This is a genomic window from Nakamurella aerolata (assembly GCF_013002705.1).
GTDB lineage: Bacteria > Actinomycetota > Actinomycetes > Mycobacteriales > Nakamurellaceae > Nakamurella > Nakamurella aerolata.
Genome location: NZ_JABEND010000008.1, coordinates 24,332 through 49,618 on the forward strand (window position 1 = coordinate 24,332; position 25,287 = coordinate 49,618).

The following is a 25,287-nucleotide window of genomic DNA, read 5'->3' on the forward strand; positions in this document are numbered from 1 at the left end:
GTTCTACCCGACGCCGGCCCAAGCCGGTGCCGCGGCTCAGCTTTCGCCGTCGGCGGTTCCCCCGGTGCTGGTCGGGCCGCCGGCGGCGACGAATTGGCCCTCGGGTCCGATGGTGCCGGTGGCGGCCTGCTCCCAGCCGCCGGAGCCGTCCGGGACGCCGACGGTGACGCTGCCGTCCGGGTCGATCTGGGTGACCTGGTCGATGTGGCCGTCGCCGTCGATGTCCGAGTAGCCGACGACGGTGCCGTTGGCCAGCGTGGTGACGACGGTGTCGTTCACCCCGTCGCCGTCGAAGTCGGCCGTCGGCGAGCCCAGCTGGTAGGCCTGCCCGGACTGGTCGGTGTACACCAGATCGGCGTCGGCGCTGGAGTCGCCATCGTCCCCGGCGGATGCTGTGGTGCTGTCGGTGCCGGTGTCGGCCGCCGCGGCGCTGTCGGCGTCGGTGGCCGGGTCGGACGCCGGGACCGGCGCTGCCGCGGCGCTGTCGGCAGCGGCCCTGGTGGCCGAGTCGGTGGCCGAGTCGGAGCCGGAATCTGTGGGAATTTCCTGGCGGTAGCCGCTGGCGTCGGTGCCGGCCGCACCGGTACCGGTGCCGGCGGAGTCGGACTCGCTCGGCACAAAGTTGCCGTCGTCGTCGAGCTGCCCGGTCGCGACCACGGACCAGTCGCCGTTGCCGTCGGACACCGTGATGATCACCGAGTTATCCGCCTCCACCCTGGTGATCTGGTCGACCTCACCGTCGCCGTTGCGGTCGGTGTAACCGACGGTGGAGCCGTCGTCGCCGCGCACCACGGAGGTGTCGGGGGTGCCGTCGCCGTTCATATCGACCTCGGCGGGACCGAGATCGACCGAGCGGCCCTGATCGTCGATCACGCTGAGGGACGGGGTGTCGCCCGGCTCGGCGGTGCCGGCGTCGGCGCCGGTCACGTCGGTACCGGAGCCGTCGGCGCCAGAGCTAGTCGAGATGCCGACGGCACCGGCGGTACCGGTGTCAGTGTCGGTCCCGGAGCCTGGGGTGGGACTCCCGGCGGCGGCGGTGTCGAGACCCGTCGCGTCGGTACCGTCCCCGCCCTCGGCGCTGGCGGTGCTGGCCGAGGTGTCGGTGCCGTCGGAAGGGTCGGTGCCGTCCGGCGGGGTCGAATCCGAGCCGGCCGGCCCCGAGCCGGAACCAGGCATGCCAAGGCTGCCGGCGTCGAGCTCATTGCCGTCAGCGTCGTACCCGGTGACGTCGTCGATGTCGCCGTCGCCGTCGGAGTCGGTGGCGACCACGGTGTACTGCCCGTCGCCGATCACCACCGAGTCGGCGACACCGTCGGAGTCGGCGTCGTAGCTGGCCCTGCCGATATCGGACCCGTCGAGGGTCAGATCGGTGCCCGGCTCGACCGGGGCGGAATCGTCGGAGTACTCCATCGGTTTCCTTCCAGCGTTCTCACATGACAAGCGGCAACCAAGGCAACCAAGACGGCTCCGGCAACGCGCACCGGACACCGGCGCACCAGCCCCGTCCCCGGGACCAGACCGGACAGCCCCGTGCTGCCGCTCCGCGAGTGGGACGTACCGACCACCCGCGGGGTTCCCTGCGGTTTCGTCCTGCCGGGCGGATGCGGCGGGCAGCCCAGCGGCAGCGTCACCCCTTGGCGAATTTACCCGGCGAACCGAACGCCGTCGGACAGTTGCGGAACTGCCGCCACGCCGGCCCCCGCCTGCCACCCGTCGCAGGCAGCAGGCGGGCAGAACGCGGGCATCAGGCGGGGACGACCCGGCCGTCAGCCGGTGCCGGCGCCGCCCAGCAGGCGCAGGAAGGCACCGGCGGCGGGGGTGGGATTGAGCCCGTTCCACGCCACGTACTCGGCCCGCACCGGAGCGCCGGCCACCGGCAGCTGCACCAACGAATCCTGGCCCGACACCACCCCGGGCGCCAGGAATGCCACGCCCAAGCCGTGCCGGACCAGGCCGAGCAGTACCTGCAGGTGGCTGCTCTCGAACGCAACGGTGCGGGTGAGCCCGGCCGCCCTGAAGGCCTCGTCGGTTTGCAGCCGGCCCGGCGTGGCCACCGGGAAGTCGACGAACGGCTCGTCCACCAGCCCCGCCAACCGCAGTCGCCGGCGGCGGGCCAGCCGGTGTTGTTCGGACACCACTAGCGACAGCGCATGCCGATCCAGCTCCCGGTGCGCGGTGCGCGGTGTCGCCGAGCCGGCCAGGCCGAGAAATGCCACGTCGATCCGACCACACCGTGCCGCTACCGGCTACTCCACCGGTGGCGGAACGGTGTCGTCGACGGACCGGTGACCGTTGTCGGCTTCGGCGCCGTCGCGGCGCTGGCGGCGCGGCTGCTCGGCCAGTTCAGCCAGTGCCGCCGGCGGCGGAATCGCCGGTGCGCCAGGCGATTCGGCGGCGTGCCTGCCATTGCGGTGCTCGGTGCGGGCCGGCCGGAACACCGGCGCCGGCGGCACCCGACCGGGTGGCGCAGGTGGCGCGGCCACCGGTTCCAGCGGCGGCAGCACCGGGCGGACCTGGGTCGTGGTCGGGTCAGGCTGTGGCCCCGGCTGTGTCGGTGCGGCGGACTGCGGTTGCGGCGGTTGCGATTGCGGCGGTTGCGGCTGTTGCGGTTGCGGCGGTTGCGGTTGCGGTGGTTCGGGCGCCGAGGACGCGGCAGGCGCGGCGGGTGTTGCCTGTCGGGTCGCGCTGGCAGCGGTGAGCCCGCCGGGCAGCATCACCGACGACGCCGGGCGGGTGCCGCGGATGCGGGTCAGCAGCGCCTCGCCGTCGGCGAGCAGGCCGGTGGCCTCGGCGACCCGCTTGTCCAGGGTGCGCAGCCGGCCGTTGCGCTCGGAGGTGTCCAGCCGCAGCGCCGAGTCCACCTCCTTGAGCTCGGCCTCCACCAACGCGACCTGCTTGGCCAGCGCGTCGTCCAGCGCGAGAGTGAGCTGAGCGTCGGCCTCGATGAACTGCTCGGCGACGTTCTGATCGATCTGCGCCTTGGCCTCGCCGAGCACCTCCATCAGCCAACTCTTCAGGTGCATGCGATCCTGCACCCGGCGCCGCGACCGCACCATGAAGAACGCGGCAGCCCCGCCGAGCGCGAGCGACACCGGCAGCAGCACGACGCCGAAAGCGGTGGCGGCCAACGGTGCTGCCGCCATCCGCACCAGCGACCCCAGGGTGAGCCCGATCCCGCCGCCGGCCAGCGCCATCATGGTCTCGTCGGCCGATTTGGTGCGTTCCGGCCCGCGCGCCACCAGCGGTTGGTAGGGCCTGGTGGCCAGCGCGGCGGCCAGCTGCGACAGCTCGTCCTGGGTGAACAGCTGGCTGAGCACGGTGTGCACGATCCGGCCCATCGAGTCCAACAGTCGGTCGTGCGCCCGCGAACACATAGCTTGCGCATACGCCTCGATGTGCAGCGGCAGCTGTTTCAGCTGCTCGCCGTCGGCGGCGTCGATGGCGCCGCGGAACAGGGTGCCGGCCTCCCGCACCTCGCGAGCCGTCTCGTGGGTGAGATCGACGCGGGCGCGCTGGATCTCGGCGCGCAACATCACCTGCCAGCTGCGTCCCCCGGCCCGTCGCTGGCTCTGCAGTTCTTCCCGCCGCTGCGCCAACTCGCGGGCCTGAGCGGCCCCTGCGGTCAGCGCGCGGCGGGACGCCTCCAGCGAAACGATCTCACCGGAGATCACCGTCACCGCCCGCCGGATCAGGTTCGCGTCGGTGAGCAGGCTGGCCCTGGCGGCAACGTCCTCGCCCAGCACCCGCCGCAGCTCGCCGATGCCGGACTGCGCCCTGATGGTCTCGGCGATGCGCGGGTCGGGCTGGGCGTCGGCGGCGCCGGCAAGAATGTTCGACACCGGGTGGAAGGCTGCGTCGGCGAACCGCGGCACGTACTGTGCCAGCAGCTGTTGATCGGCCGCCATGATCTCGCGCCAGCCGCGGAACACATCGGTCTTGGTGAGGACGAAGTGCACGGTGTCCACCCGGTCGGCGACGCTGGCCAGAAAGTCCAGCTCGCCGCGGGTGAACGGGGCGGAGGCGTCGACGGTGAACAGCAGCGCGGTGGCGCGGGCCGCCGCTTCCCTGGCGAGATCGGCGTGCCCGGGCGCCAACCCGCCGACGCCGGGGGTGTCCACCAGGGTGACGCTGCGCAGCAGCTCGTTGCTCATGCTCGCCGAGATCCAGCGCGGCGCCGGCAGGTCGTTGTCGCCGGGCAGCCCGGCGGCCATCGTCGCCCAGCGGCCGAGTTCGGCCGGCGGGAAGGTGATGTCGGCCATCCCACCGCCGAAGTGCGCGACGCAGGTGGGCTGCTCGCCGTACGACAGCCGCAGGTAGGTGCAGGTGGCGACCCCGGCGTCCACCGGCGACAGCCCCGGCACCCCGAGCAGGGCGTTGACCAGCGACGACTTGCCGCGGTTGGTCTCGCCGACCACCACCACTTCCGGGCTGACGGCAACCTTGCGGCGCTCGGCCAGCACCGCGGCGGTCTGCGCGGCGTCCGGGTCGTCGCCGGTGCGCACCCACTCGACGGCGCTTTCCCGCCAATGCCGAATGGCCTGCGGAAGGGCAGTGGTCACGGCCATGGTTCTTCACGGTACTGGCTGGTCTGCGCCCGCACGCGCGGATGCCCAGCACGGGTTGCTGGGGCCAGCCCGCGCGAGGCGTCCCAAGGCGCTGAGGGCCACCGGTTCGACGGTGGATTGGGCGAGCCATCAATCCACGCCATGCGCCCTTCGTCCGCCCTCCAGCCTAGGGGCCACCGCCGGGCGACACCGACTCGGACTGCAGCGATCTGATCACCTCAACGAGCGGGCCTGGGCTGTCCAGGGCTCCCAACCAAATGTGTGCAACCCGATGGGATCGATCCAGGACTATCGTCGAAGGTAGGGCTGTCGCAGGATAATTGCGTATTGCCAACATTACCCTCTGTCCAGGATCACTGATGGAAGGATAGGTAACGCCGAACGACCGCATAAAGTCTGCACCCGAATCGCTATTTCGTTCAGCGACGTTGATGCCGATGAACTGCGCGCCGCGATCCTTCATCAGCGCCGAAGCCACCTCGAGCGCCTTGGCCTCACCGCGGCAGGGACTACACCACGACGCCCAAAAGTTCAACACAACCACCTTGCCGGGAAAATCGGCCACGGAGATCGTCTTGTTGGGTTCCAGAACTGATGGCCCAGCAATTTCGGGCAACGGCAGCCGATCCCCGGCCGGATAAGAAAACTCGCTCTTGCCGCCAGGCGAAACAAGCTGAAAAGTGCCGTCATCCGTTGTCGAGCTGCAAGCGCCGAGAATCAGAATCAGGGACAGAACGGCCACGAGCGCGCTCGGGCGAGTGCGTCGACACACTCTCGCCGAAGGACGATCGCGTTTCAATCTTGCCATTTCCTCCTGCCGCGCCATTTCGTGCCACCTGAATCGTTGTTCGCGGCCGGCAAAGCGAGTGCATCTGCCGCGGACTTGAACATGCTCATGATTCCCCCTGGGATTGAAGTAATGGGTAACAGGAACCGACATCGACAGTCGACCACATCTGGTGACCCTGGTCAACAGCTAACGCCGATTGACTTACGGCAAGAGTCGTCTGCCTACCGCGGAGTGCGCGCGACGCCATGCGCCTTCGTGCACTCGGCCACGAGTGCGGGCGAGCCCAAGCCGCAGGCCCACACATGGGCGGTAGCAACAAGCACCCGGGCGTGAGCCCGTTGGCGCTGCCGACCTATAGACCTCCACGCCCGGCCCGTAGCTGCGGAGGACAGCGCTAAGCCCCCAAAGCCCGGCGAGCCCGGCGGGTATCCGACTCCCTCCAATCCCCAAAGCCCCCTACTGAGGGGCCCAGCCGCGCTCAAGCAGGTCGAACACAGCGTCGATGGCGGCGCGCGGGTCGCGGCTGCGCCGGGCGATGCTCGGCGCAGAGAGAACCATCCGGGCGAGCGCGGCGCAGGCCGGGTCTCTGGCCGGGCGGCCGGCGTCGGCGGCCACGGCGGCGGCGAGCGCGTCCTCGTGCCGGAGCCAGCGCTGTTCGGCGTGGGCGCGCAATGCCGGCGTCCGCTCCACCAGCGCCTGCAATTGCCGACGCCCGGCGGCGCCGGAGCGCCGACCGGCCGAGCCGGCACCGGAGGCGGCCCTGCGGTCGAACTCGGCCAGCATCCGAGCCCGCAACGCCTGGGTGACGCTCACCCCGCTCGGTCGGTCGGTGACCGTCTCGATCAGCGACCGCTCACGGGCTGCGTCTTCTTCCGGCCCGCCGAAGATCAGCGCCTCCTTGCCGGGGAAGTGCTTGAACAGTGTCGCGACCGAGACGTCGGCGGCATCGGCGATCTCCCGCATGCTCACCTGGTCATAACCGTTGCGGACGAACAGTTCTCGCGCGGTGTCGGTGATGCCCTGCCGGGTGGCCGCCTTCTTGCGCTCCCGGCGTCCTGGGACGGCGGGCTCGTCGTTCGGCCCCGCAATCGACTGCATCGGCTCAGCCTAAGCCAGTCCGCGGCCCCAGCGGCGAACCGTTCCAGCAGGAGAACCGTTCCACCTCCCCGCACTGTGGTCCGATATCGATGCGGTACTTCACTTGTTCTATTAGTAGAATCGCTCTACTCTGAGCATCAGTCGGCACTGCTGCGGCGGTGCCTGCGAACAACGACGGAGGTATCCGATGGCTGCGACAACGACGAGCGAGACGGCGACGGCGCGGGCAACACCCGGTGCGCTGATCGTCGGCGCCGGGCCGGGCGGGCTGACCTGCGCCCGGATCCTGCGGCAAGGCGGCTGGCGGGTCACCGTGCTCGACGGCGAGGCCGGCCCGCAGGCGCGTGGTCAGGGCGGAAGTCTTGATCTGCAAACGGAATCGGGGCAGTGGGCACTGGCGCGGGCCGGCCTGTCCGAGCAGTTCGCGGTGCTGGCCGAGCCGGAGGGGCAAAGCATGCGCATCCTTGACTCCACCGGCGCGGTGTTGCTCTCGGTTGCCGCTGAAGCTGCGCAGCACACTGGGAACAAGGCCGACACGGCGGACGCGGCGGCGGTACCGGGTGGCGATCCGTCGGATCAGCCCAACCCGGAGATCGATCGCCGGCAGTTGCGTGACCTGCTGCTCGACTCGCTGGCTGCCGGCACGGTGCGCTGGGACGAGCGGGTCACCGAGGTTCGGCTCGGCGCCGGCGGGGCGACGGTGCACACCGCCGCCGGCGAACACCGGGCCGAGCTGCTGATCGGCGCCGACGGCGCCTGGTCGAAGGTGCGGCGGGCCCTCGCCGGCAACGGGACGGCCGAGCCGGAGTATTCCGGTATCAGCTTTGTCGAGGGCTGGCCGTCGGACATCGAACCAGCATCGGAGTTGGCCGCGCTGGTGGGCGAGGGCAGCATGAGCGCCGCCGGGGTGCAGCAGAAGATCGTGGTGCAGCGCAGCGCTTTTGGCCGGGCCCGCGTCACTTTTCAGTTCCGCGATGCGCTCGACTGGGCCGAGCGCGACGGCGTCGACACCGACTCCGACGATGCGGTACGCCGCTACCTGCACGGCCGCTACGCCGGCTGGGCGGGCCAGCTCACCGAGTTGATCGACGCGTGCGACGACGGGTTCACCGTCCGCCCGGTGTTGGCCCTACCGGTGCCGCACCGGTGGCGCCACCAGCGCGGTGTCACACTGCTGGGCGATGCCGCCCACCTGATGAGCCCATTCACCGGAATGGGCGCCAACTCCGCGATGCTCGACGGTGCCGAGCTCGCCATCGCCCTGCTCGGAACACCGGACGATCCCGACGCCGGGCTGCGTCGGTACGAGCAGCGGATGTTCCCGCGCGCGTCGGCAGCCGCGGCCGCGGCCCGGGAAGGCTTGCAGCGCAACTTCTCCGACCGCGGTGCCGCCGGTGTACTCGCCTACTTCACCCAGTTCGCGTGAGTCACACCCGCGTCGCGTGAGTCACGCCAGCACGGTCGGCCGCCGGGCCGACGTACTCACACCAGCGGATCCGGCGCCTTGTCGGTGAGCTGCTGCAGCTGGATCAGGTTGCCGCAGGTGTCGTCAATGAGCACCGAGACGATCGTGCCCATATCCACCGGCTCCCGGACGATCCGGACGCCGAGACCGCGCAGCCGCTCCGCCTCGGCGCGCGCGTCCTGCACCCCGAACGCGGTGGCCGGGATGCCGTCGTCGACCAGCGCTCGCTGGTACGGACCGACCGCCGGATGCGAATCCGGTTCCAGCAGCAGCTCCGTGCCGTCCACGTCATCCGGCGACACCACGGTGAGCCACCTGGCGCCGCCACCCAGCGGAATGTCGTGCTTGGCAACGAATCCCAACTTCTCGGTATAGAACTCGAGGGCCTTCTGCTGATCGTCGACGAAGACGTTGCAGTAGGAAATGCGTGGCATGACGGGCCTTTCGGTGGAGTCGGAGCTGAGTGGGGGCGGGCGCCGCGGCTGGGGTACCGGCACCGCTCACTCGCGGCGGTACACCACCACCACAGGGTCGCGCAGGACAACGCCGCGGTCGGTGAACCCGGCGAGCTCGGTCTCGGCGATCAGATCGACCTTGCTGTCGTCGTCGGTCACCTCGACACCGCCGACCTCGTGCCTGGTGGGGTCAAAGCGTTGTCCGTCAGGGCGTTCAACGCTCACCCCCACCGAGGCCAGGCCCTCGGTCAGCCGCTCCCACACACCGGGGCTGCGGGCCCGGTCCCAGGCGTAGATCAGCAGCTCGATGAGCTGCCGCCGTTCGCTCTCGACGCCGGCCGCGGCGGGTTCGCCGGCCTGGCCGTCCGGCGCAGCGGCGCCGACGGAGCTGGGTGCCCAAACCTGGTGACTGGCCGAATCGCGGGCGGCGGTGTGCGCCGGCGTACCGAAGATGTCGACGCCGGAGTTCTCGCCGGACTCGACGGTGGCGGGTTCGGCCGACGGCGCGACGACGGTGATCAGATCGACGCCGGTGGTGTCGGCAGCCGTCGTCGTGTCGCGGGCGGACGGGATCGCGGGTGCGTCCGACGCGTCGTCCGTGGCGGCCGGGGCTGGATCGGCGAACTGCCCGACAGTGTCTGCGCTGGACGGGCTGGCTGCGCTGTCGGCGCTGTCCGCGCTGTCGGCGCTGGCCGCGCTGGCCGCACCATCAACGGGGGCGCTGTCGACGGTGTCAGCGGCAGCACTGTCGGCGGCAGCCCAAGTGTCGCCGGCCGAACTGTCAGCGGAGGCCGAACTGCCGGAACGGACGGCCGCCCCGGCACTCGGATCGACGGCAGCTGCGGCTGCCGCGGCATCCTGACTGCTCGCTCGATCGGGGGCCGGTTGCTGCCGTCGCCACCTCACGCGATCCACCTCATCCTCGCCCGCACCTGCGCATCTTCGTCGCAGCTACGCATCCTGGTCGCAGCTACGCATCTTTGCCACGCCGCCGCCACCGTGCCCGGCCATTCGATCCAGCAGGCGCTCTCGCGGCCCGCCGGTGCTGAGCGCCCGCTCATGGGCGGGCCAGTCCCGGAGGACCCGACGGCGTCCTGCCCTTCAATTGTTGCCACATCAAGAAGTAGGCGCGATGCACCACATGGGCGATCCTGCTCTGCGCCGGCGTCGCTCCGAAGGACGCGAACGAGCGCCACCAGCCGGCCCGGTCCAGCGCGACGGCCTGCAACTGCTCCAACGGCTTTCCCACCATGCCGAGTTGCTCGTCCGGTCGGGTCGAGCCGCCCAGGCGCAGGATCTCGGCGGTCAACTCGTCGTCCATACCGACGGCGCCGCCGGACACCATGGTCAGCGCCTCGAGGAGCCGGAGCTGGTGCGCTTCGGGGCGTTGCAGCAGCATCTCGATCGCGTCGTTGATGCGCTGCCGCTCACCCACGTCGGTGCTGGCGGCCGCCAACGCCGCGAGCGAAGCCAACGCCGCGGACGCCTTGATGCCGTCGGCGCGCAGCTGGAACACCTCACCCAGCCGGCGCCGGAATTCTTCGAGTCCCGATCGGGTCAGCAGCCGGCGGCGCAGCTCCCCCGCGCTCATCGTCGGCTCCGCGGTCAGCAGCTCGAGGGCGAGCCGGATCCCGTACAGGTCAAGCAGTTGCAGCAACCGCACCCTGGTCGGTGAATCCACCGGGGCATCCATCGAGGTGAACAGATCGGCCGCCATCAGCATCGCCTGCCTCAGGCCGGGATCCACCTCGGCCAGCGACCGCAACGCCTCGGCGTCGGCAGCGGTGAACGCGCCGGTCTCCGCGGTCTCGGCGAGCAGCCCGTTCATCGGCAGCACGTCGGCCACCCGCGGCCGCAACACCGCAGCCTGCCCTGCCGCCAGCCGGCGAGCGGCATTCCAGGTGGCGTCGGTGCCCGTGTCGGACGTCGAAGTCGTTGCCGCGCCCTGGCTCTCGGCCGCGCCGGCCGCCGCTGAACTGTCCACCGACACGGTGTCGGCCTTGTTCAACACCCCAAGAGCGTTCACCGGGCCGGCGTCCCTGGAGGCGGTGGCCGCGGTGAAGGCGGCCAGCACCCTGGCGTCGTCGCTGCGTACTGACTGAGTGAACACATAGACAACGGCTTCCGCACCCGCCACCGCGAAACGCGAGGTCTGGTCCAGCTCGTCTGCGGCGTTGTCGTCGTCCGGCGATCCGGTGAGCGCATCGCCCACCGCGCCGTCGGCGCTCTCGCCGGCTCCATCCGGGCCGCTACCGTCAGCGTCGTCGGAGCCGTCGGTGGCACCCCTCGGGGTGCCGAGCAGCGCCTCGGTGCGGCCGACGCTGGCCGAGTCCATCGAGCCCAACCCAGGGGTGTCGATCACCGTGATGTCTTCCAGCAGACCGGAAGTCAGGTATGCCTCGAGGTGCGAGACCTCGTCGAGATCGGTGCTGGCCCCGCCGAGATCTTGCGGAATGCCGCCGTCGGGAGCGAACGGGATCGTCACCGTGCGACCGTCTCGCATCACCACCTCGATGCGGTCGACCGTTCCGTACTGGAACCTGGTGACCAACCGGGTGCACTCACCGACGTCGGTCGGCGCCACCCGGCGGCCGATCAACGCGTTCACCAACGTCGATTTGCCGGCCTTGATCCGCCCCGCCACCGCCAGCTGCAACGGAGTATCCAAGCGCCGCAATACTTCTCGGAGACCGGCACCGGTCGCGGCGCCGACCTGCGGCTGCAGGGCGACGCAGAGCCGGGCCACCGACTGTGACAGTGGGCCCATCCGGCGGCGAGGAGCAGTCATCGAGGCTGGTAGTTGATCTGGAAGAAATCGTAGAGGGAGCTTGATCCGCCGGAGGTGACGGCCACGATCGCACCGACGTAGGGCTGGCTGTCGAGCGCCCACGAGATCGCCGGGACGCCGTCGCCGTTGTTGCTGGTGCCCAACGGTTTCAGCTGATCAGAGTCGACGATGCGGAGCTTGCCCTGCGAGGTGTCGACGGTGGTCGACTTGTCGTCGGCCGCGTACTGACCCCTGGTGCGGTCCTTCGCCATCTGATCAAGCAGCTTGCCGGCGCCGGCCGGGCTGTCCAGGGTGAACACATAGACAACGATCCGATCGAACAGCGAGCCGGCCTCCGCGTCGGCTTCCGACAGCTGACACTGCAGCGCGCGCTTGACCTTGTATCCCGACGTCCCGTTGACGAACGGCGTTGTCACGTCTTCGCACCTGGTGAGCCGATTTCCCTTGGGGCCCAGAAAGTTCAGCTCGGCCGGCGTCATCTTCTTGCCGGGACCCACCCCGGGGACGGTACCAAGAGCGGTGACCGAGCCCGGGGTGCTCGGCGGCGCCGTCGAGCCCGGCGCACCCGACACCGGCGGCGATGCCGGGCCGGACCCGCCCGCGGTTTCGCTGCCCGCCCACGGCCGGGCGATCAGCAGCACCAGCGCCGTGATCAACAGCAGCGCGGCTGCCCCGCTGCCGACGAACAGCGGGGTCCGGGACCGCCGCCCCTGCCGTGCCGTCCGGCCGCCGGTTGCCGGCACCGACCCCGAGTGCGGCCCGTTGAGCGCACCGGAACGCGGACCTACCGGTGGCTGGCCGCCGGTGCCGCCGCCAGAGCCGCCCGGCCCACCGCCACCGGGGCCGCCGAGCGGCTGCGCCCCCGACGAAGCGGAGGAAAACCCTTGCGGCGCAACATTACCCGGGTAACGGCCACTGGCCAGCGCGGCGCCGGCATCGGCCGGCGGCGCCCCGAAGGCCACCGTCCGCGACCCCTCGCGGTACACCGGCACCAACAGCGCGCCCAGCGCCACCGCCGTCTCCGGCTGGTCCAACGCCACCGGCGTGACGCCGAGCTGATCGGAAATCAGCTTGGCCACCAACGGGATTCGACTCGAACCGCCGACCAGGAAGATCCCGGTCAACCGGTCAGCGCCCACCCCGGCCGAGCGCAGGGTGCCCTGCAGCGCTTCGATCGACCGCATCAGGTTGGGCCGGATGAGACCCTCGAACTCCTGCCTGGTCAGGTGCACGTCGCTGAACGGGTCGGGCAGCGCCACCTCTGTCTGCGGATACCGCGACAGCGTCTCCTTGGCGGCGCGCACATCTTCGGCGAGCGCCCTGGCGGCGCGGCGACTGGACGCGTCGGCCGGGCGCAGAATCTGCTGCCAGCGGGCCGGCTGGGCCACCGAGGCGGTGCGTCCGACGTGGTCGAGCACCGCCTGGTCGAAATCGAGACCACCAAGGTCGGCGAGGCCGGCCTCGGCCAGCACGTGGAAGGCGTTCTGGGTGCGGCCCACCACCGCGATGTCGAAGGTGCCACCACCCAGGTCGTACACCGCGACGCTGTTTCCCGGCATCAGTTCTCGTCCGGGGAGCTGGGTGTACTGCGCGGCGGCGGCAACCGGCTCCGGCAGCAGCGCGATGTTGCTGCCGAGCCCCGCCGCCCGTGCCGCGCTCATCAGCGTGTTCTGCCGGGTGGCGCCCCACTGCGCGGGGTGCGTGAGCCGCACCTCGTCGGGAGCGGCGCCGCCGAGTTGCCGCCGCACCTCGGTCGCGACGGTGCGCAGCACCGCGGCGATCAGATCGACAACCGGAACCACCCGGTCGCCGAGCAGCACCTCACCGTCGTCGATGCGGCGTTTGGGGTTGGGCTCGTACCTGGTCGGGTCGAGGCGGGCCTGACGCTGCGCCTCCCGGCCGACGGTGACGCTGCCGTCGGCAGCAACGTAGACCGCGGACGGAAGCAGCGGTGAGGCGTCAAAGGTGACGGTGCGCGGCGCCTGCCCAGGGGCGGCGAGCGCGACAACGGTGTTGGAGGTGCCGAAGTCGATGGACAGCAATCGCACGGCCGTTGTTCCCCTCCGCCTCGGAATCCTTCGCTCACGCGTGCTTGCCGTCGCCGGTCCGTCCCGAATCGACCCAGCGATCGTGCCCGGCGCCCGGTATCGGACCGGCGCCGCCGCGGCGTTGGCCGCGACAAGCATCGTGCCATGTGACGGGTCGCCCTCGTGGTTCGTTCCCGGACGCTCGCCGCAGCGAATCCGCTGCCGGCAGCCGGCAACGCCGGGGGCGGCACGGGCGAAGTGCCCGGTAAGGCACCATAGGACCCGGAGCAGGGGGGCCGACCGGATCCGCAAGCCAAACCCACCGACCCATCCCACTGACCCACCCACCGACTCAGCACTGAGCCGAAGGAGCGTCATGATCGAAGCGTCGGGTCTCACCAAGACCTACGGCCGCACCACCGCCGTCAGCGACCTGAGCTTTACCGTGCGATCGGGCATGGTGACCGGTTTCCTCGGCCCCAACGGTTCCGGCAAATCGACCACCATGCGGATGATGCTCGGGCTGGACAACCCCGACCGTGGCCGCGCGCTGATCGACGGCCAGCGCTACATCGACCTCAAGCACCCGCTGCGCAAGGTCGGCTCGCTGCTGGACGCGAACTGGGTGCACCCCAACCGCACCGCGGCCGCGCACCTGCGCTGGATGGCGCGGGCCAACGGCATCTCCCGGCGCCGGGTCGGCGAGGTGCTGGAGACCGTCGGGCTGACGGCCGTCGCCGGCAAGAGCGCCGGCAAGTTCTCGCTCGGCATGAAGCAACGGCTCGGCATCGCGTCGGCGCTGCTGGGCGATCCCGAGGTGCTGCTGTTCGACGAACCGGTCAACGGGTTGGACCCGGAGGGCATCCACTGGATCCGCACCTTCATGAAGGGGCTGGCCGCGCAGGGCCGCACGGTGCTGGTGTCGTCGCACCTGCTGTCGGAGATGGCGCTGACCGCCGACCATCTGGTGGTGATCGGGCGCGGGCGGCTGATCGCCGACGCGTCCACCAAGGAGTTCATCGCGCGGTCGACCGAATCGTCGGTGCGGGTTCGCAGCCCGCAGCTGGGCCGGCTCACCGAAGCCCTCGGCGAGCTTTCCGTGCCTGGCCTGCGCTGGGGTCCCGACACCGGCACCGAGGGTGAGGCGCTGTCCGTCGTCGGCCTGAACGCGGACAAGATCGGCGACCTGGCGGCGGACAAGCGCATCACCCTGCACGAGCTCAGCCCACAGACCGGTTCGCTGGAGGAGGCGTTCATCCAGCTCACCAGCCAGGCCGTCGAGTACAACGCCAGGGAGCCGATGCCGATGTCGCAACCGGGCGACACCCGTTGGGGCCCAGGCAATCCGCCGAGCGGTCCAGGGCCGTTGCCCGCACCCGGGCCGTTGCCCGCAGCCGGGCAGGGGGCGCCAACGCAGCAGGTCCCGCAGGGCCAGCCCGCACAGCAGTTCCCGCACGGCCAGCCCGCGCAGCAGTTCCCGCAGGGCCAGCCCGCGCAGCAGGGCGGCTGGGCAGGCGGCCCACCCGCCCAGCCGTACGGTGCTCCACCGCCAGGCGACTCGTCCACCGACCCGACCACCCAGGAGCGCTGATCACATGCTGTCGCTGCTGTCCGTCGAGCGGATCAAACTCTTCTCCACCAAGTCCCCCTACTGGTGTCTTGCCGTCATCCTGGTCGCCACCTGCGGGCTGTCGCTGGCCGTGTCGCTGGTCGACGACGGCAGGGACGCCACCGTGTTCACCTCGCAGGCCGGTGGGGCGATGGGGCTGATGACGTTCATGGTGATGGCCGCGTTGACGGTCACCACCGAGTACCGGTTCGGCACCATCCGCAACAGCTTCCTCGCGGTGCCCCAGCGGGCGCTGGTGCTGGTCAGCAAGACGGTTCTGATGGCCTTCATCGGCGCGGTGATCGGCGGCCTGGCCGCGCTGGCCTCGTTCTTCCTGGCGAAGACGTTGGCGAAAGAGCCGCCGACTCCACTCGAACTGAACTCGGCCGCCGACTACCGGGTGGTGCTCGGCTACTCGGCGCTCTACGCGATCGGCGCGGTACTGGCCATCGGTGTCGGCGCGCTGGTGCGCCAGTCCGCCGGCGCGATCACCGCGCTGCTGCTCTGGCCGCTGCTGGTGGAGACGCTGCTGATGTTGATCAGCAGCCTGCAGAAGGTGATCCCCTACCTGCCGTTCAACGCCGCGTTCAACTTCGTCAGCCCCGGCGGTAGCGGTGGCATGTTCGGCCGCACCGCCTTCCTGCCCGGCGGTCCCAGCGCCAACCAGGGCCTGGTGATTTTCTTGGTCACCGCCGTGGTGATCTGGCTGGTGGCGCTGGTGACGGTGTACCGCCGCGACGCCTGAGCGCACCTTCACCGGTCACGGCGGGGGTTCGCACACCGCATCTGACCGCGCCGGCGCTTCTCGGCAGCCGGTTCGGCGCGCTGTTTTCAGCACCAGCAGCAGAACCGGCACCCTGGCGGGGCGATCGAACCGGAAACCGGCCAGTTCTGTGGCTGGTGCTGAAAATCGGCCGCCATCTGTTCAGCGCCCAGCGCCCTCGGCACCGCGCCTGACAGCGCCGGCGGACATCAGCACCAGCGGGTTTCAGCACCACCGCGCCTCAGCACAACCGCTTCTCGGCAGCCGGTTCGGAGCGCTGTTTTCAGCACCAGCAGCAGAACCGGCACCCTGGCGGGCTGATCGGCCGCAAAACCGGCCAGTTCTGCGGCTGGTGCTGAAAATCGGCCGCCATCTGTTCAGCGGCCAGCGCTGTCCCTGCCAACCCAACACGGTGCCGGGGCGCGCTCTGGGCGCCGACCATTCAGCAAACGTTGCACCAGTAGCCGATCTCAGGCCGAATCCGCCGGAAAATGGCCACTGCTGCAGCAGGTGATGAAAGTTCCACGGCGGACGGCGCTGACGCGGCGCGGCCGTAGGCTAGTCGGTTGTGTCCCCCGCCTCCTCACCGCGCATTCCCACCGCCGGAACCGTCCGCAGGGACGACATCCCCGCTGACGGCCTGCCGGCGCACTTCCGGCGGGTGGTGAGCTTCACCCCGCGGGGTGGCCGGATGAATCAGGTGCAGCGCAAGGCTTTCGACACCTACGCCGAACGCTGGTACCTGGAGGGCGACGACGTCGCCGCGGCCGGTCAGCAGCTCGACGCGGCCGCACTGTTCGGCCGAAAGGCACCGCTGGTGATCGAGATCGGCTCCGGCATGGGCGAGTCCACCGCGGCGATGGCCGCCGCTCGTCCTGACATCAATTTGCTGGCCGTCGAGGTGTACAAGCCAGGGGTCGCGCAGACCATGCATCACCTGGCGAAGACGGGCGTGGAGAACGTCAGGATTCTGCGGGCCGATGCCGCGGCGGTGCTCACCCAGCTGGTGCCGGAGCAGTCGGTCGACGAGGTCTGGCTGTTCTTCCCCGACCCGTGGCCGAAGACCCGCCACCACAAACGCCGGCTGGTGACCGAGGACTTCGCCGAGCTGGTGGCGTCCCGGCTGCGCAAGGGCGGCGTGTTCCGGCTGGCCACCGACTGGGAGCCCTACGCCGAGCAGATGCTGGCGGCGTGCACGCCGGTCAAGGCGTTGCGTAACCCGCACGCCGGCTGGGCGCCCCGCCCGGAGTTCCGGCCGCGCACCAGGTTCGAGCGCCGCGGCCTGAACGAGGGCAGGCAGATCTGGGACCTGGAGTTCATCCGCCGCTGACCGATGGCGACGCAGCGCGCTCATCCGGCCCCCAGCGATGGCCGGGGTCGAGCCGTGCTCGCACGTCTCGACCTCGGCACCGGCAGCAGCTCAGCCCCACCGCCTTGACACCGGACTTGGCGGCGAACGACGCCAACTCAGTTTCACGATCGACTGTCGTCCGGTCCCGGCGCCAGCGCCCCCTTGCCCCGCGACCAGCCACACAACGCAAGCCGACCGGCGGCCGGCCCCGCCGGCGGGACGGCGTCAGGGTTGCGCTGCGCGTTGCTCGTTTGCTAGCATTAAGGCATGCCAGATACCAAGGTGCAGTTCAACGTGTACCTACCCAAAGAGCTGGTCCGCGAGGTCAAGCATCTGTCGATCGACGAGGGCGGCAGCCTGTCCGCCCTGGTGGAACGCGCACTGCGGCAGTACCTCGCCGACGGCGGCGCCCGACCGGAAAGCGAGAACCGCTGATGTTGGTCCGACCGATTCGCTACACCGATAACGCCGAAACGCACGGCCGGCTGCTGCTGGCCCTGGGCGCGACCGCGCTGGAACAGAGCCCCGACTGGTCGGTGTTCCAACTGGCTGCCGGCCGCGTCGCCCTGCATCGAGCCGACAGCAACGACCCGGCACTACGCTCCGGCGTCACCGACCTCGGCTTCCTCACCCCCGACCCGGCCGCGGTCGCCGATCCGCTGCGCCAGGCCGGGCTCACGGTCCGGCCGCTGGACATGGGCATCGGGCCGCTGCTGGCGGCACAAGCCGCCGACGGGTTGACGTTCACCGTGGGCCAGCTCGACGGGCCGTCCGGCACCAATACCGACACCGGGAGCGGCACCGGCAGCGCTGCCGCCCGTGGCGCGGCGCCCGGTGCGGATCCGGCTCCCAGTGCGGATGCGGCTCCCAGTGCGGATGCGGCGCCCGGCGCGGATCCGGCGTCCAGCACAGACCCGGCGTCCAGGGCGGATGCGGTGCCTGGCGCGCCGGGCGGGGTGAGCGTGCTGCCGTTGTGGATGACGCCCGACATGCCGGCCGCGGTCGCCGCACTGGAGGCGGTCGGTCTGCGGGAGCGGCTGGCGTCCAACAACGGCAGCTGGGTCGACTTCAGCGCCGGCGACGCCGGCGGCCTGGCCGCCGCGCATCTGCTCGACGCCGACCGACCGCAACGCCTGAACCCCTACGTCACGCTGTCGTTCGAGTTCGACGGTGACCCTGACGTACTGGCGGATCACCTGCAGCGCAACGGGTTCGACGCCAGCGTGCTCGACGAGAACTACACCAGGGTTGTCATCGTGCCCGACCCGGACGGTGCCGGGCAGCAGATCTGGCTGAATCAGGCCCAGCAGGACCTGTACGGCTACCAGCGGCGATCCGGTTGAGCCGCCGCGCCGGCCGTCCGCCCGGTGCGGCGGCGGCCGGCGCAAGCCGTGGCATTCGACGGCAGTCCGAGAGCCGAATGCCAGGATGGGAGCATGAGCTCGCCGACTCCAACCCCGTTCCACGACCTCGACCAGTTCGTCGCGCTGCCCAGGATCAGCGGACTGGCGATGAGCGCGGACGGCCGGCGGCTGGTCACCACCGTGCAGACGCTGGACGGCAAGCGCACCGGCTACCGCTCGGCCATCTGGGAGATCGACCCGACCGGCGCCCAGCCGGCCCGCCGGATCACCCGCAGCGCCAAGGGCGAGGCCGGGGCGAGCTTCACCGCCAACGGCGATCTGTACTTCACCTCGGCCCGGCCGGACCCGGACGCCGACTCGCCCGCGGAGGAACCCAAGGCCGCGGTGTGGCTGATTCCGGCGGCCGGCGGTGAGGGCAGGCTGGTGGGCAACCGGGCCGGCGGCGTCGGCGGCCTGATCGCGGTGCGCACCAGCGACGTGGTGCTGGTGGACGCCCCGATACTGCCGGGATCTGTGGTTGGTACCGACACCACCGAGCCGGCAGCAAACGCGGCGGCCGGCACCGATGCCAAGCACGGCGACCCGGACGGCGACCCGATCCACAGCGTCCGCGGAACGGCTGCACCCGCCGACGACCCGGACGCCGTGCTGCGCAAGCTCCGCAAGGACAGCAAGGTCGCCGCGATTTTGCACACCGGTTATCCGGTGCGGTTCTGGGACCACGATCTCGGACCCGACGTTCCGCACCTTTTCCGGCTCACCGCCGCCAACCCGAGCGCCGCCAACCCAGGTGCCGCCAACCCGGGTGCCGACAACCCGGCCAACGGGATGGCCGACGGATCCGCCGGAAACGCCACGGCCGCAGCCGGTTCTGGCGAGTCCGACAGCGCGGTGACGGTCGCCGAAGCGGTGTCGCTGTCGCCCACCGTTGACGCCCGTCCGGCGGTCCGTTTCGTCGACCTCACCCCGGACGCCGGGCCGGCACTGCGGAATACAACGCAGGTGCTGGCCCCGGACGGCAGCTTCCTGCTGAGCGGCTGGGCTCGCCCGCTGACCGCGGGCCTCACCGGCGATCTGGTGCGCATCGACACCGCGACCGGATCCCGGCAGGTACTGCTCAGCGGCGACGAGCACACCGAGTACGGGCCTGGCCCGATCTCGCCGGACGGTCGCCGCGCGGTGATTGTGGTGGAGCGCCGCGGTATCCCGGAGCGGGCCTATCAGCCGAGCCTTGCGGTGCTCGACCTCGCCGACAACTCCGTCACACCCCTTGCCGCGCAATGGGATCGCTGGGGCCGGCCGGTGGAATGGTTCCCCGACGGCGGATCGGTGCTGGTGATCGCCGACGACACCGGCAGGGCGCCGCTGTTCCGCATCGACGTCGCGTCCGGCGAGGTCACCCAGCTCACCAACACCGATCGACCCGACGCCGCCGGCCCCGACGGCACCGACCCGAGCGGCACCGACTCGAGCGGCACCGACGAATCGGATACCGCCAGCTTCACCGACTACGCCGCCAACCACTCCGCCGCGGTGATCAGCCCGGACGGCTCCACCATCTACGCGGTGCGATCCAGCTACGAATACCCGGCCGAGGTGGTGCGCATCGACGTCGCCACCGGCGAGACCACCAGGCTGCCCAACCCGGCGGAGCGACCGCTGCTGCCGGGCTGGATGGAGGAGATCACCACCACCGCCGCCGACGGCACCCCGTTGCGGGGCTGGCTGTGCCTGCCCGAGTCGGCGACCGAAACCCCTGCCCCGCTGGCGGTTTTCATCCACGGCGGCCCGGTCAGCAGCTGGAACTCCTGGACCTGGCGCTGGACCCCGTGGACCATGGTGGCGCAGGGTTACGCGGTGCTGCTGCCGGACCCGGCACTCTCCACCGGCTACGGGCAGGAGTTCGTGCAACGTGGTTGGGGCCGTTGGGGCGCAGAGCCTTTCACCGATCTGCTGGCGGTGGCCGACGCCGCGGAGGCGCGGGCCGACATCGACGCCGACAAGACCGTCGCGATGGGCGGTTCGTTCGGCGGGTACATGTCCAACTGGGTGGCCGGGCACACCGGCGACCGGTTCCGGTGCATCATCACCCACGCCAGCCTGTGGGCACTCGACCAGTTCGGGCCGACCACCGACGCCTCCTACTTCTGGGAGCAGGAGATCACCCCGGAGCGGGCCGAGGAATTCTCGCCGCACCGGTTCGTCGACCAGATCACCGCGCCGATGTTGGTGATCCACGGCGACAAGGACTATCGGGTACCGATCGGCGAGGGTCTGCGGCTGTGGTACGAGCTGCTCACCAAGTCTTGTCGGCCGGCCGCCGCCGACGGCAGCACCGATCATCGCTTCCTGTACTTCCCGGACGAGAACCATTGGGTGCTCTCCCCGCAGCACGCCAAGGTCTGGTACCAGGTGGTGCTCGGGTTCATGAACCAACACGTGCACGGCATTCCGGCGGAACTGCCGCCCACCCTCGGACTCACGCCGCCGTCGCTCGCATCCGGGTCGTGAGCGCCGCACGCCCGCCGACCCGCAGGCTCCCGCTTGCGGCGATCTGGCTGCTGTCGCTGCTGGGCACCGCCGTGGTCGGATACGCGGCCTATCTGATGACGCATCGTTACACCGGTCCGCATCACGCCCAGTTCGACCTGAGGGTCTACTACTCCGCAGTCCGTTTCTGGGCCAGCGGCAACAACATCTACGACTACAGCCAGCCGGACAACGTGCAGGGCCAGTTGGGATACACCTACCCGCCGCTGGCCGCGGAGCTGATGTGGCCGATGGCGAAGCTGGATCTGCAGCTGGTGGTGCGGATCACCGTGATTGCGATTGCGCTGTCCACCGCTTGGTGCGTGTACGTGTGCCTGCGCGAGCGGGTTCGTATCACGCCCCGCAACGTGATCTGGGTGGTCGGCGTAGCCACCGGCGCCGCGTTCTTCACCGAACCGCTGCGGGAGACCATGGTGTTCGGGCAGATCAACACCTTCTTGCTCGCGCTGATCCTGCTCGACACCCTGGTTCTTGACCGAAGGTCCAATCGCTTCCACGCTTTCACCGGCGTTGGCGTCGGGTTGGCGATGGCGATCAAGTTGACCCCTGGCATCTTTCTGCTGTACTTCCTGCTGGCTCGCAAGTGGCGGGCGGCGGCAACAACGGTGGCGACCTTTTGCCTCGTCACGCTGGCCGGCGCCGTCATCGAGCCGAGCGCGACCTGGCGCTACTACACCTCCGAGCTGTGGGGTTCGGCGCAGGTCGGCATTCTGGGCAACTCGTCGAACGAGTCCATTCTCGGGCTGCTGGCTCGCTGGGCGCAGCCGGGCGACGCCAGCCGGCTGCTGTGGCTCGCCTGCGTGGCGATCGTCGCCTGGATCGGCATCACCCGCATTCGCCGCGCCATCGACGCCGGCGACACCCTGGCCGCGGTGACGCTGACCGGCCTGCTCGGCATTCTGGTCAGCCCGGTGAGCTGGGTGCACCACATCGTGTGGGTGATCCCGGCATCGGTGATCATCGGCTCCCGGCTGCTGCGGCTGTCCAACACCGCTGCACCGCAATGGATGTGGTGGCGGCCGGAACTGGGTTGGCGGGCCAGATCAGCGGCCCGGCTGCTGGTACTGGTCACCGTCGGGGCGCTGGCCTTCGGGGGCGATCTGCGGCTGCTGCTGTACCTGCCGATCACCGACTACAGCCGCGAACCCTGGTGGAACAGCGCCATCAGCTCGATTCAGATGTGGTGGGTGCTGTTGGCGCTCATCGCGTTGCCGATCACCGTCGGCGCGGACGCCACCCGGCAGATCCGCGACGGAGTTCGTTCCGCTCCAACACTTTCGGGCACCCGGCCGGCCGGCAGCCGCCCGGCCGGCTCCGGCAGCAGGCGCGGCGGGTCCGGGCTTCAGAAGCGATAGCGCCCGGCCCGCCTGGCCAGCCGTTGCGCGGCCGGCATCGAGCTGAGCGAGGCCATCTCCTGCGCCAGCGTGGCACCCATCCGCCGCGAGAACGCCGCCGGTTCGTCCGCCGCATCCCCGGCGTCACTGGCGTCACTGGCGCCGCTGGCGTGCCCGGCGTCGCCGCGCTCGGCGACGATGCGGTCGACAACGCCGCTGCGCCGCAGATCGGTGGCGCTGACCCGTTGCGCCGCAGCCATTTCCGGTGCGTGTGCGGTGTCAGCATGCACGATCGCCGATGCGCCCTCCGGCGGCAGCGGCGACAACCAGGCATGCCTGGCGGCGATCACCCGGTCGGCCGGCAGCAGTGCCAACGCACCGCCGCCGGACCCCTGTCCGAGCAGCACGCAGACCGTCGAGGTCGGCAGTCGCAGCAGTTCCGCCATGCAGCGGGCGATCTCCCCGGCCAACCCGCCCTCCTCGGCTTCCTTGCTGAGCGCCGCACCGGGAGTGTCGATCACGCTGACCAGCGGGAGCCCGAGTTCGGCGGCCAACCGCATACCGCGTCGGGCCACCCGCAACTCGGCGGGGCCGAGCGGACCGTCGTGCGCCTGCGCCGCCCTGTCCTGGCCGAGCAGCACGCACGGCATGCCGGCAAACCTGGCCAGCACCAACAGCATTCCGGTGGCGCCGCCGGGCTCGCCGCCCTCCGCGGTGCCGTTCAACGGCACCACATCGGTGGCCGCGAAACGCAGCAGCTCCCGGACTCCGGGCCGACCGGCCCTGCGGGTGCGTTCGATCGACTCCCACGCTTCGACCGGACGTTGCTGCTGCTCGTCGTCCGCTTCCGGTACCGGAACCCCGACCCGCGGGGCGGTCAGCACCGCGAGCGCGCGGGAGGCGATGTCGCCCAGTTTCTCCGGCGGTAGCACCGCATCGATCAGGCCATGGGCGGCCAGATTCTCCGCGGTCTGCACGCCCTCGGGGAAGGTGTCGCCGTACAGCGCCTGATACACCTTCGGGCCCAGAAAGCCGACCAGCGCACCGGGTTCGCCGACCGTGACGTGACCGAGCGAGCCCCACGAGGCAAACACTCCGCCGGTGGTGGGGTGCCGCAGATAGACCAGGTACGGCAGGCCGGCGGCACGGTGGGCGTTGATGGCGTCGGTGATCCGCACCATCTGCACGAACGCCGCGGTGCCCTCTTGCATCCTGGTGCCGCCGGATGCGGTGGCGGCCAGCAGCGGCAGCCCCTCCGCTGTGGCCCTGCGGATCGCCCGCTCGAGCCGTTCGGCCGCAGCGACGCCGATGGACCCGCCGAGAAAGCGGAACTCGTTGACCAACACCGCAACCGGGCGTCCGGCGATGCGACCGGAACCGGTCAGCACGGCCTCGTCACACCCAGATTTCTGTTCGGCGGCCGCCAACTCGGCGGCGTACCCGGCGGGCAGGTCGTCCGGCCGGGCGATCGGCTGGTCCCAGCTGACGAACGACCCGTCGTCGAGCACCACGTCGATCAGTTGTGCTGCGCCCAAACGCTTCCCGGCCACCTCTTCGCCTCCGCGATCCTTGTTCGGGTGCTGCTCAGTTGCCGCCGCCGGACTGGCCGAGCCAGTCGAGCACCTGCTCGGTGTGCTGGCCGAGCAGTGGCGGTGCGGTGTGCTCGCGGCGCCACTCGGTGTCGCCGTGGAACAGTCGCAGCGGCGGTCCCGGCAGCGCAATGGTGCCAAGCGTCGGATGCTCGACATCGATCAGCAGTCCCTGCGACCTGGTCTGCTCCCACTCGTATACCTGTTGCAGGTTCTTCACTTCGCCGGACGGAATGCCGATGTCGGTGAGCTTGGCCAGCAGTGCTGCGGTCGGGTACTCGCTGAAAGCACGTTCGACCGCGGCCCGCACCTCGGTGGCATTGCCGACGCGCTCGGCGTTGCTGGCGTACCCGGGTGCGTCCACCGGCAGGTCGAAGGCGGGTGCGAACTTGCGCCACAACGCTTCCGAGCCGACGGCGATCTGCACAATGCCATCTGCGGAATGGAACAGTCCGTACGGGCAGATGGACGGGTGGTGTGGCCCCTCGGCCTTGGGGACCTCGCCCGCCACCGTCCAGCGGGTTCCCTGAAAGGCATGCACGCCAACAATTCCGGCCAGCAGCGAGGTGCGCACCACGCTGCCGCGACCGGTGCGTTCGCGTTCCAGCAGCGCCGCCAGCACACCATAGGCACCGTACATACCGGAGAGCAGGTCGGCGATCGGGACGCCGACCTTGGTCGGGGTCTGCCGGTCAGGGCCCGTCATCGACATCAACCCGGCCTCGCCCTGGGCGATCTGGTCGTAACCGGCCCGCCCACCCTCTGGGCCGTCGTGCCCGAAACCGGAGATGCTCAGCACCACGAGGCTCGGGTTCAGCTGGTCCAGTCGCTCCATGCCGAAGCCGAGCCGATCCAGCACGCCGGGACGGAAGTTCTCCATCAGCACGTCGCTGCGCTTGATCAACTCGGTCAGCGCGGCCTTGCCGGCCTCGGACTTGAGGTCGAGCGTCACCGATTCCTTGTTGCGGTTGCACGACAGGAAGTAGGTGGAGATGGCAGTGTCGGCGGAGGCGCCGGCCGCCTCGCCGTTCGCGGTGCGGTCGGTGTTCGCAGCCTCGGCGGCGGCCGGCTCCGGCTGAACGAACGGCGGTCCCCAGCCTCGGGTGTCGTCGCCGTGGCCAGGGGTTTCGATCTTGATGACCCTTGCACCGAGGTCGCCGAGCATCATTGCGGCGTGCGGCCCGGCCAGCGCCCTGGTCAGGTCGAGAACCACAACGCCCGCAAGGGGCCCTTCCGCGGCGGCGTCAGATACCGCACTCGCGGCGCCGGCGCCACCGCTCGGCACATCTCGGTCCGGTGTACTCATCAGGGCTCCTTCGGGGAGAGCCTTCAGGTTAACGAGCGTCGGCGGCGGCGCGGTGGGCGGAGGTCGCGGTCGATATCCGCCGCACGGCTCCGTGCTGCCGCGGAGGCCGGCGCGGCGGACGGCCACCGGAACGGTGCGGCAGCCGCCCGGCGACCGGCGTGTGCGGCACCTCCGCGGACCCGCGCCGGACAGGCCAAAGCCCGCGGAGGGGGAATCCGCGGGCCTTGTCCTCC

General features: G+C 70.5%; 19 protein-coding genes. 8 read left to right on the forward strand and 11 right to left on the reverse strand.

Annotated elements, in window-relative coordinates:
* Positions 1-36: 36 nt before the first annotated feature.
* From HKD39_RS13600 to HKD39_RS13620, 5 genes are all read right to left on the reverse strand, one after another.
* The gene (locus HKD39_RS13600) at positions 37-1,410 is read right to left on the reverse strand and encodes a DUF6802 family protein (RefSeq protein WP_171200435.1); all 1,374 of its coding nucleotides are present in this window, start codon (positions 1,408-1,410) and stop codon (positions 37-39) included.
* A 356-nt stretch (positions 1,411-1,766) separates the two neighbouring features.
* Entirely contained in the window at positions 1,767-2,222 is a 456-nt protein-coding gene (locus HKD39_RS13605) for a LysR substrate-binding domain-containing protein (RefSeq protein ID WP_343074724.1), read from the reverse strand.
* Positions 2,223-2,246: 24 nt separating this feature from the next.
* Positions 2,247-4,565: a dynamin family protein gene (locus HKD39_RS13610; RefSeq protein WP_171200437.1), complete on the reverse strand. Its 2,319-nt coding sequence runs from the start codon at positions 4,563-4,565 to the stop codon at positions 2,247-2,249.
* Between the two features lie 166 nt (positions 4,566-4,731).
* Positions 4,732-5,391, reverse strand: coding sequence for a TlpA disulfide reductase family protein (locus HKD39_RS13615; protein WP_246232700.1), 660 nt, complete (start codon positions 5,389-5,391; stop codon positions 4,732-4,734).
* A gap of 420 nt (positions 5,392-5,811) precedes the next feature.
* A complete protein-coding gene (locus tag HKD39_RS13620; RefSeq protein ID WP_171200438.1) occupies positions 5,812-6,453 on the reverse strand; it encodes a TetR/AcrR family transcriptional regulator in 642 nt (213 codons plus the stop codon).
* A 187-nt stretch (positions 6,454-6,640) separates the two neighbouring features.
* Between HKD39_RS13620 and HKD39_RS13625 the strand changes: the two genes are divergently transcribed.
* Complete coding sequence (locus tag HKD39_RS13625; protein ID WP_171200439.1) at positions 6,641-7,879, forward strand: FAD-dependent oxidoreductase; 1,239 nt, start codon at positions 6,641-6,643, stop codon at positions 7,877-7,879.
* A 56-nt stretch (positions 7,880-7,935) separates the two neighbouring features.
* Here the strand turns inward: HKD39_RS13625 and HKD39_RS13630 are convergent, their stop codons facing one another.
* From HKD39_RS13630 to HKD39_RS18895, 4 genes are all read right to left on the reverse strand, one after another.
* Complete coding sequence (locus HKD39_RS13630) at positions 7,936-8,352, reverse strand: VOC family protein (protein ID WP_171200440.1); 417 nt, start codon at positions 8,350-8,352, stop codon at positions 7,936-7,938.
* A gap of 66 nt (positions 8,353-8,418) precedes the next feature.
* Complete coding sequence (locus HKD39_RS18890) at positions 8,419-9,279, reverse strand: hypothetical protein (RefSeq protein ID WP_212754550.1); 861 nt, start codon at positions 9,277-9,279, stop codon at positions 8,419-8,421.
* 151 nt (positions 9,280-9,430) lie between these two features.
* Entirely contained in the window at positions 9,431-11,161 is a 1,731-nt protein-coding gene (locus HKD39_RS13640; protein WP_171200441.1) for a dynamin family protein, read from the reverse strand.
* On the reverse strand, positions 11,158-13,209 hold the full coding sequence (locus HKD39_RS18895; protein ID WP_212754551.1) for an Hsp70 family protein: 2,052 nt from the start codon (positions 13,207-13,209) through the stop codon (positions 11,158-11,160). Before HKD39_RS18895 ends, HKD39_RS13640 begins: the two co-directional genes overlap by 4 nt.
* 355 nt (positions 13,210-13,564) lie before the next feature.
* Here HKD39_RS18895 and HKD39_RS13650 point away from each other — a divergent pair, with 355 nt between their 5' ends.
* From HKD39_RS13650 to HKD39_RS13680, 7 genes are all read left to right on the forward strand, one after another.
* Positions 13,565-14,779, forward strand: a complete 1,215-nt coding sequence (locus tag HKD39_RS13650; protein WP_171200442.1) for an ABC transporter ATP-binding protein — start codon at positions 13,565-13,567, stop codon at positions 14,777-14,779.
* A 4-nt stretch (positions 14,780-14,783) separates the two neighbouring features.
* A complete protein-coding gene (locus tag HKD39_RS13655; protein WP_212754552.1) occupies positions 14,784-15,542 on the forward strand; it encodes a hypothetical protein in 759 nt (252 codons plus the stop codon).
* A 709-nt stretch (positions 15,543-16,251) separates the two neighbouring features.
* The gene (gene trmB, locus HKD39_RS13660; protein WP_171200577.1) at positions 16,252-16,890 is read left to right on the forward strand and encodes a tRNA (guanosine(46)-N7)-methyltransferase TrmB; all 639 of its coding nucleotides are present in this window, start codon (positions 16,252-16,254) and stop codon (positions 16,888-16,890) included.
* A gap of 288 nt (positions 16,891-17,178) precedes the next feature.
* Positions 17,179-17,346, forward strand: a complete 168-nt coding sequence (locus HKD39_RS13665) for a ribbon-helix-helix domain-containing protein (RefSeq protein WP_171200443.1) — start codon at positions 17,179-17,181, stop codon at positions 17,344-17,346.
* Positions 17,346-18,254, forward strand: a complete 909-nt coding sequence (locus tag HKD39_RS13670) for a hypothetical protein (protein ID WP_171200444.1) — start codon at positions 17,346-17,348, stop codon at positions 18,252-18,254. The genes HKD39_RS13665 and HKD39_RS13670 overlap by 1 nt, the downstream gene beginning before the upstream one ends.
* A gap of 93 nt (positions 18,255-18,347) precedes the next feature.
* A complete protein-coding gene (locus tag HKD39_RS13675; RefSeq protein WP_212754553.1) occupies positions 18,348-20,786 on the forward strand; it encodes a S9 family peptidase in 2,439 nt (812 codons plus the stop codon).
* Complete coding sequence (locus HKD39_RS13680; RefSeq protein WP_171200445.1) at positions 20,783-22,180, forward strand: glycosyltransferase 87 family protein; 1,398 nt, start codon at positions 20,783-20,785, stop codon at positions 22,178-22,180. The genes HKD39_RS13675 and HKD39_RS13680 overlap by 4 nt, the downstream gene beginning before the upstream one ends.
* On the opposite strand, the gene HKD39_RS13685 is transcribed toward HKD39_RS13680, so the two are convergent.
* A complete protein-coding gene (locus HKD39_RS13685; RefSeq protein ID WP_171200446.1) occupies positions 22,168-23,709 on the reverse strand; it encodes a carboxyl transferase domain-containing protein in 1,542 nt (513 codons plus the stop codon). The genes HKD39_RS13680 and HKD39_RS13685 overlap by 13 nt on opposite strands.
* A 34-nt stretch (positions 23,710-23,743) precedes the next feature.
* Entirely contained in the window at positions 23,744-25,054 is a 1,311-nt protein-coding gene (locus HKD39_RS13690) for a CaiB/BaiF CoA transferase family protein (RefSeq protein ID WP_171200447.1), read from the reverse strand.
* Positions 25,055-25,287 lie beyond the last annotated feature (233 nt).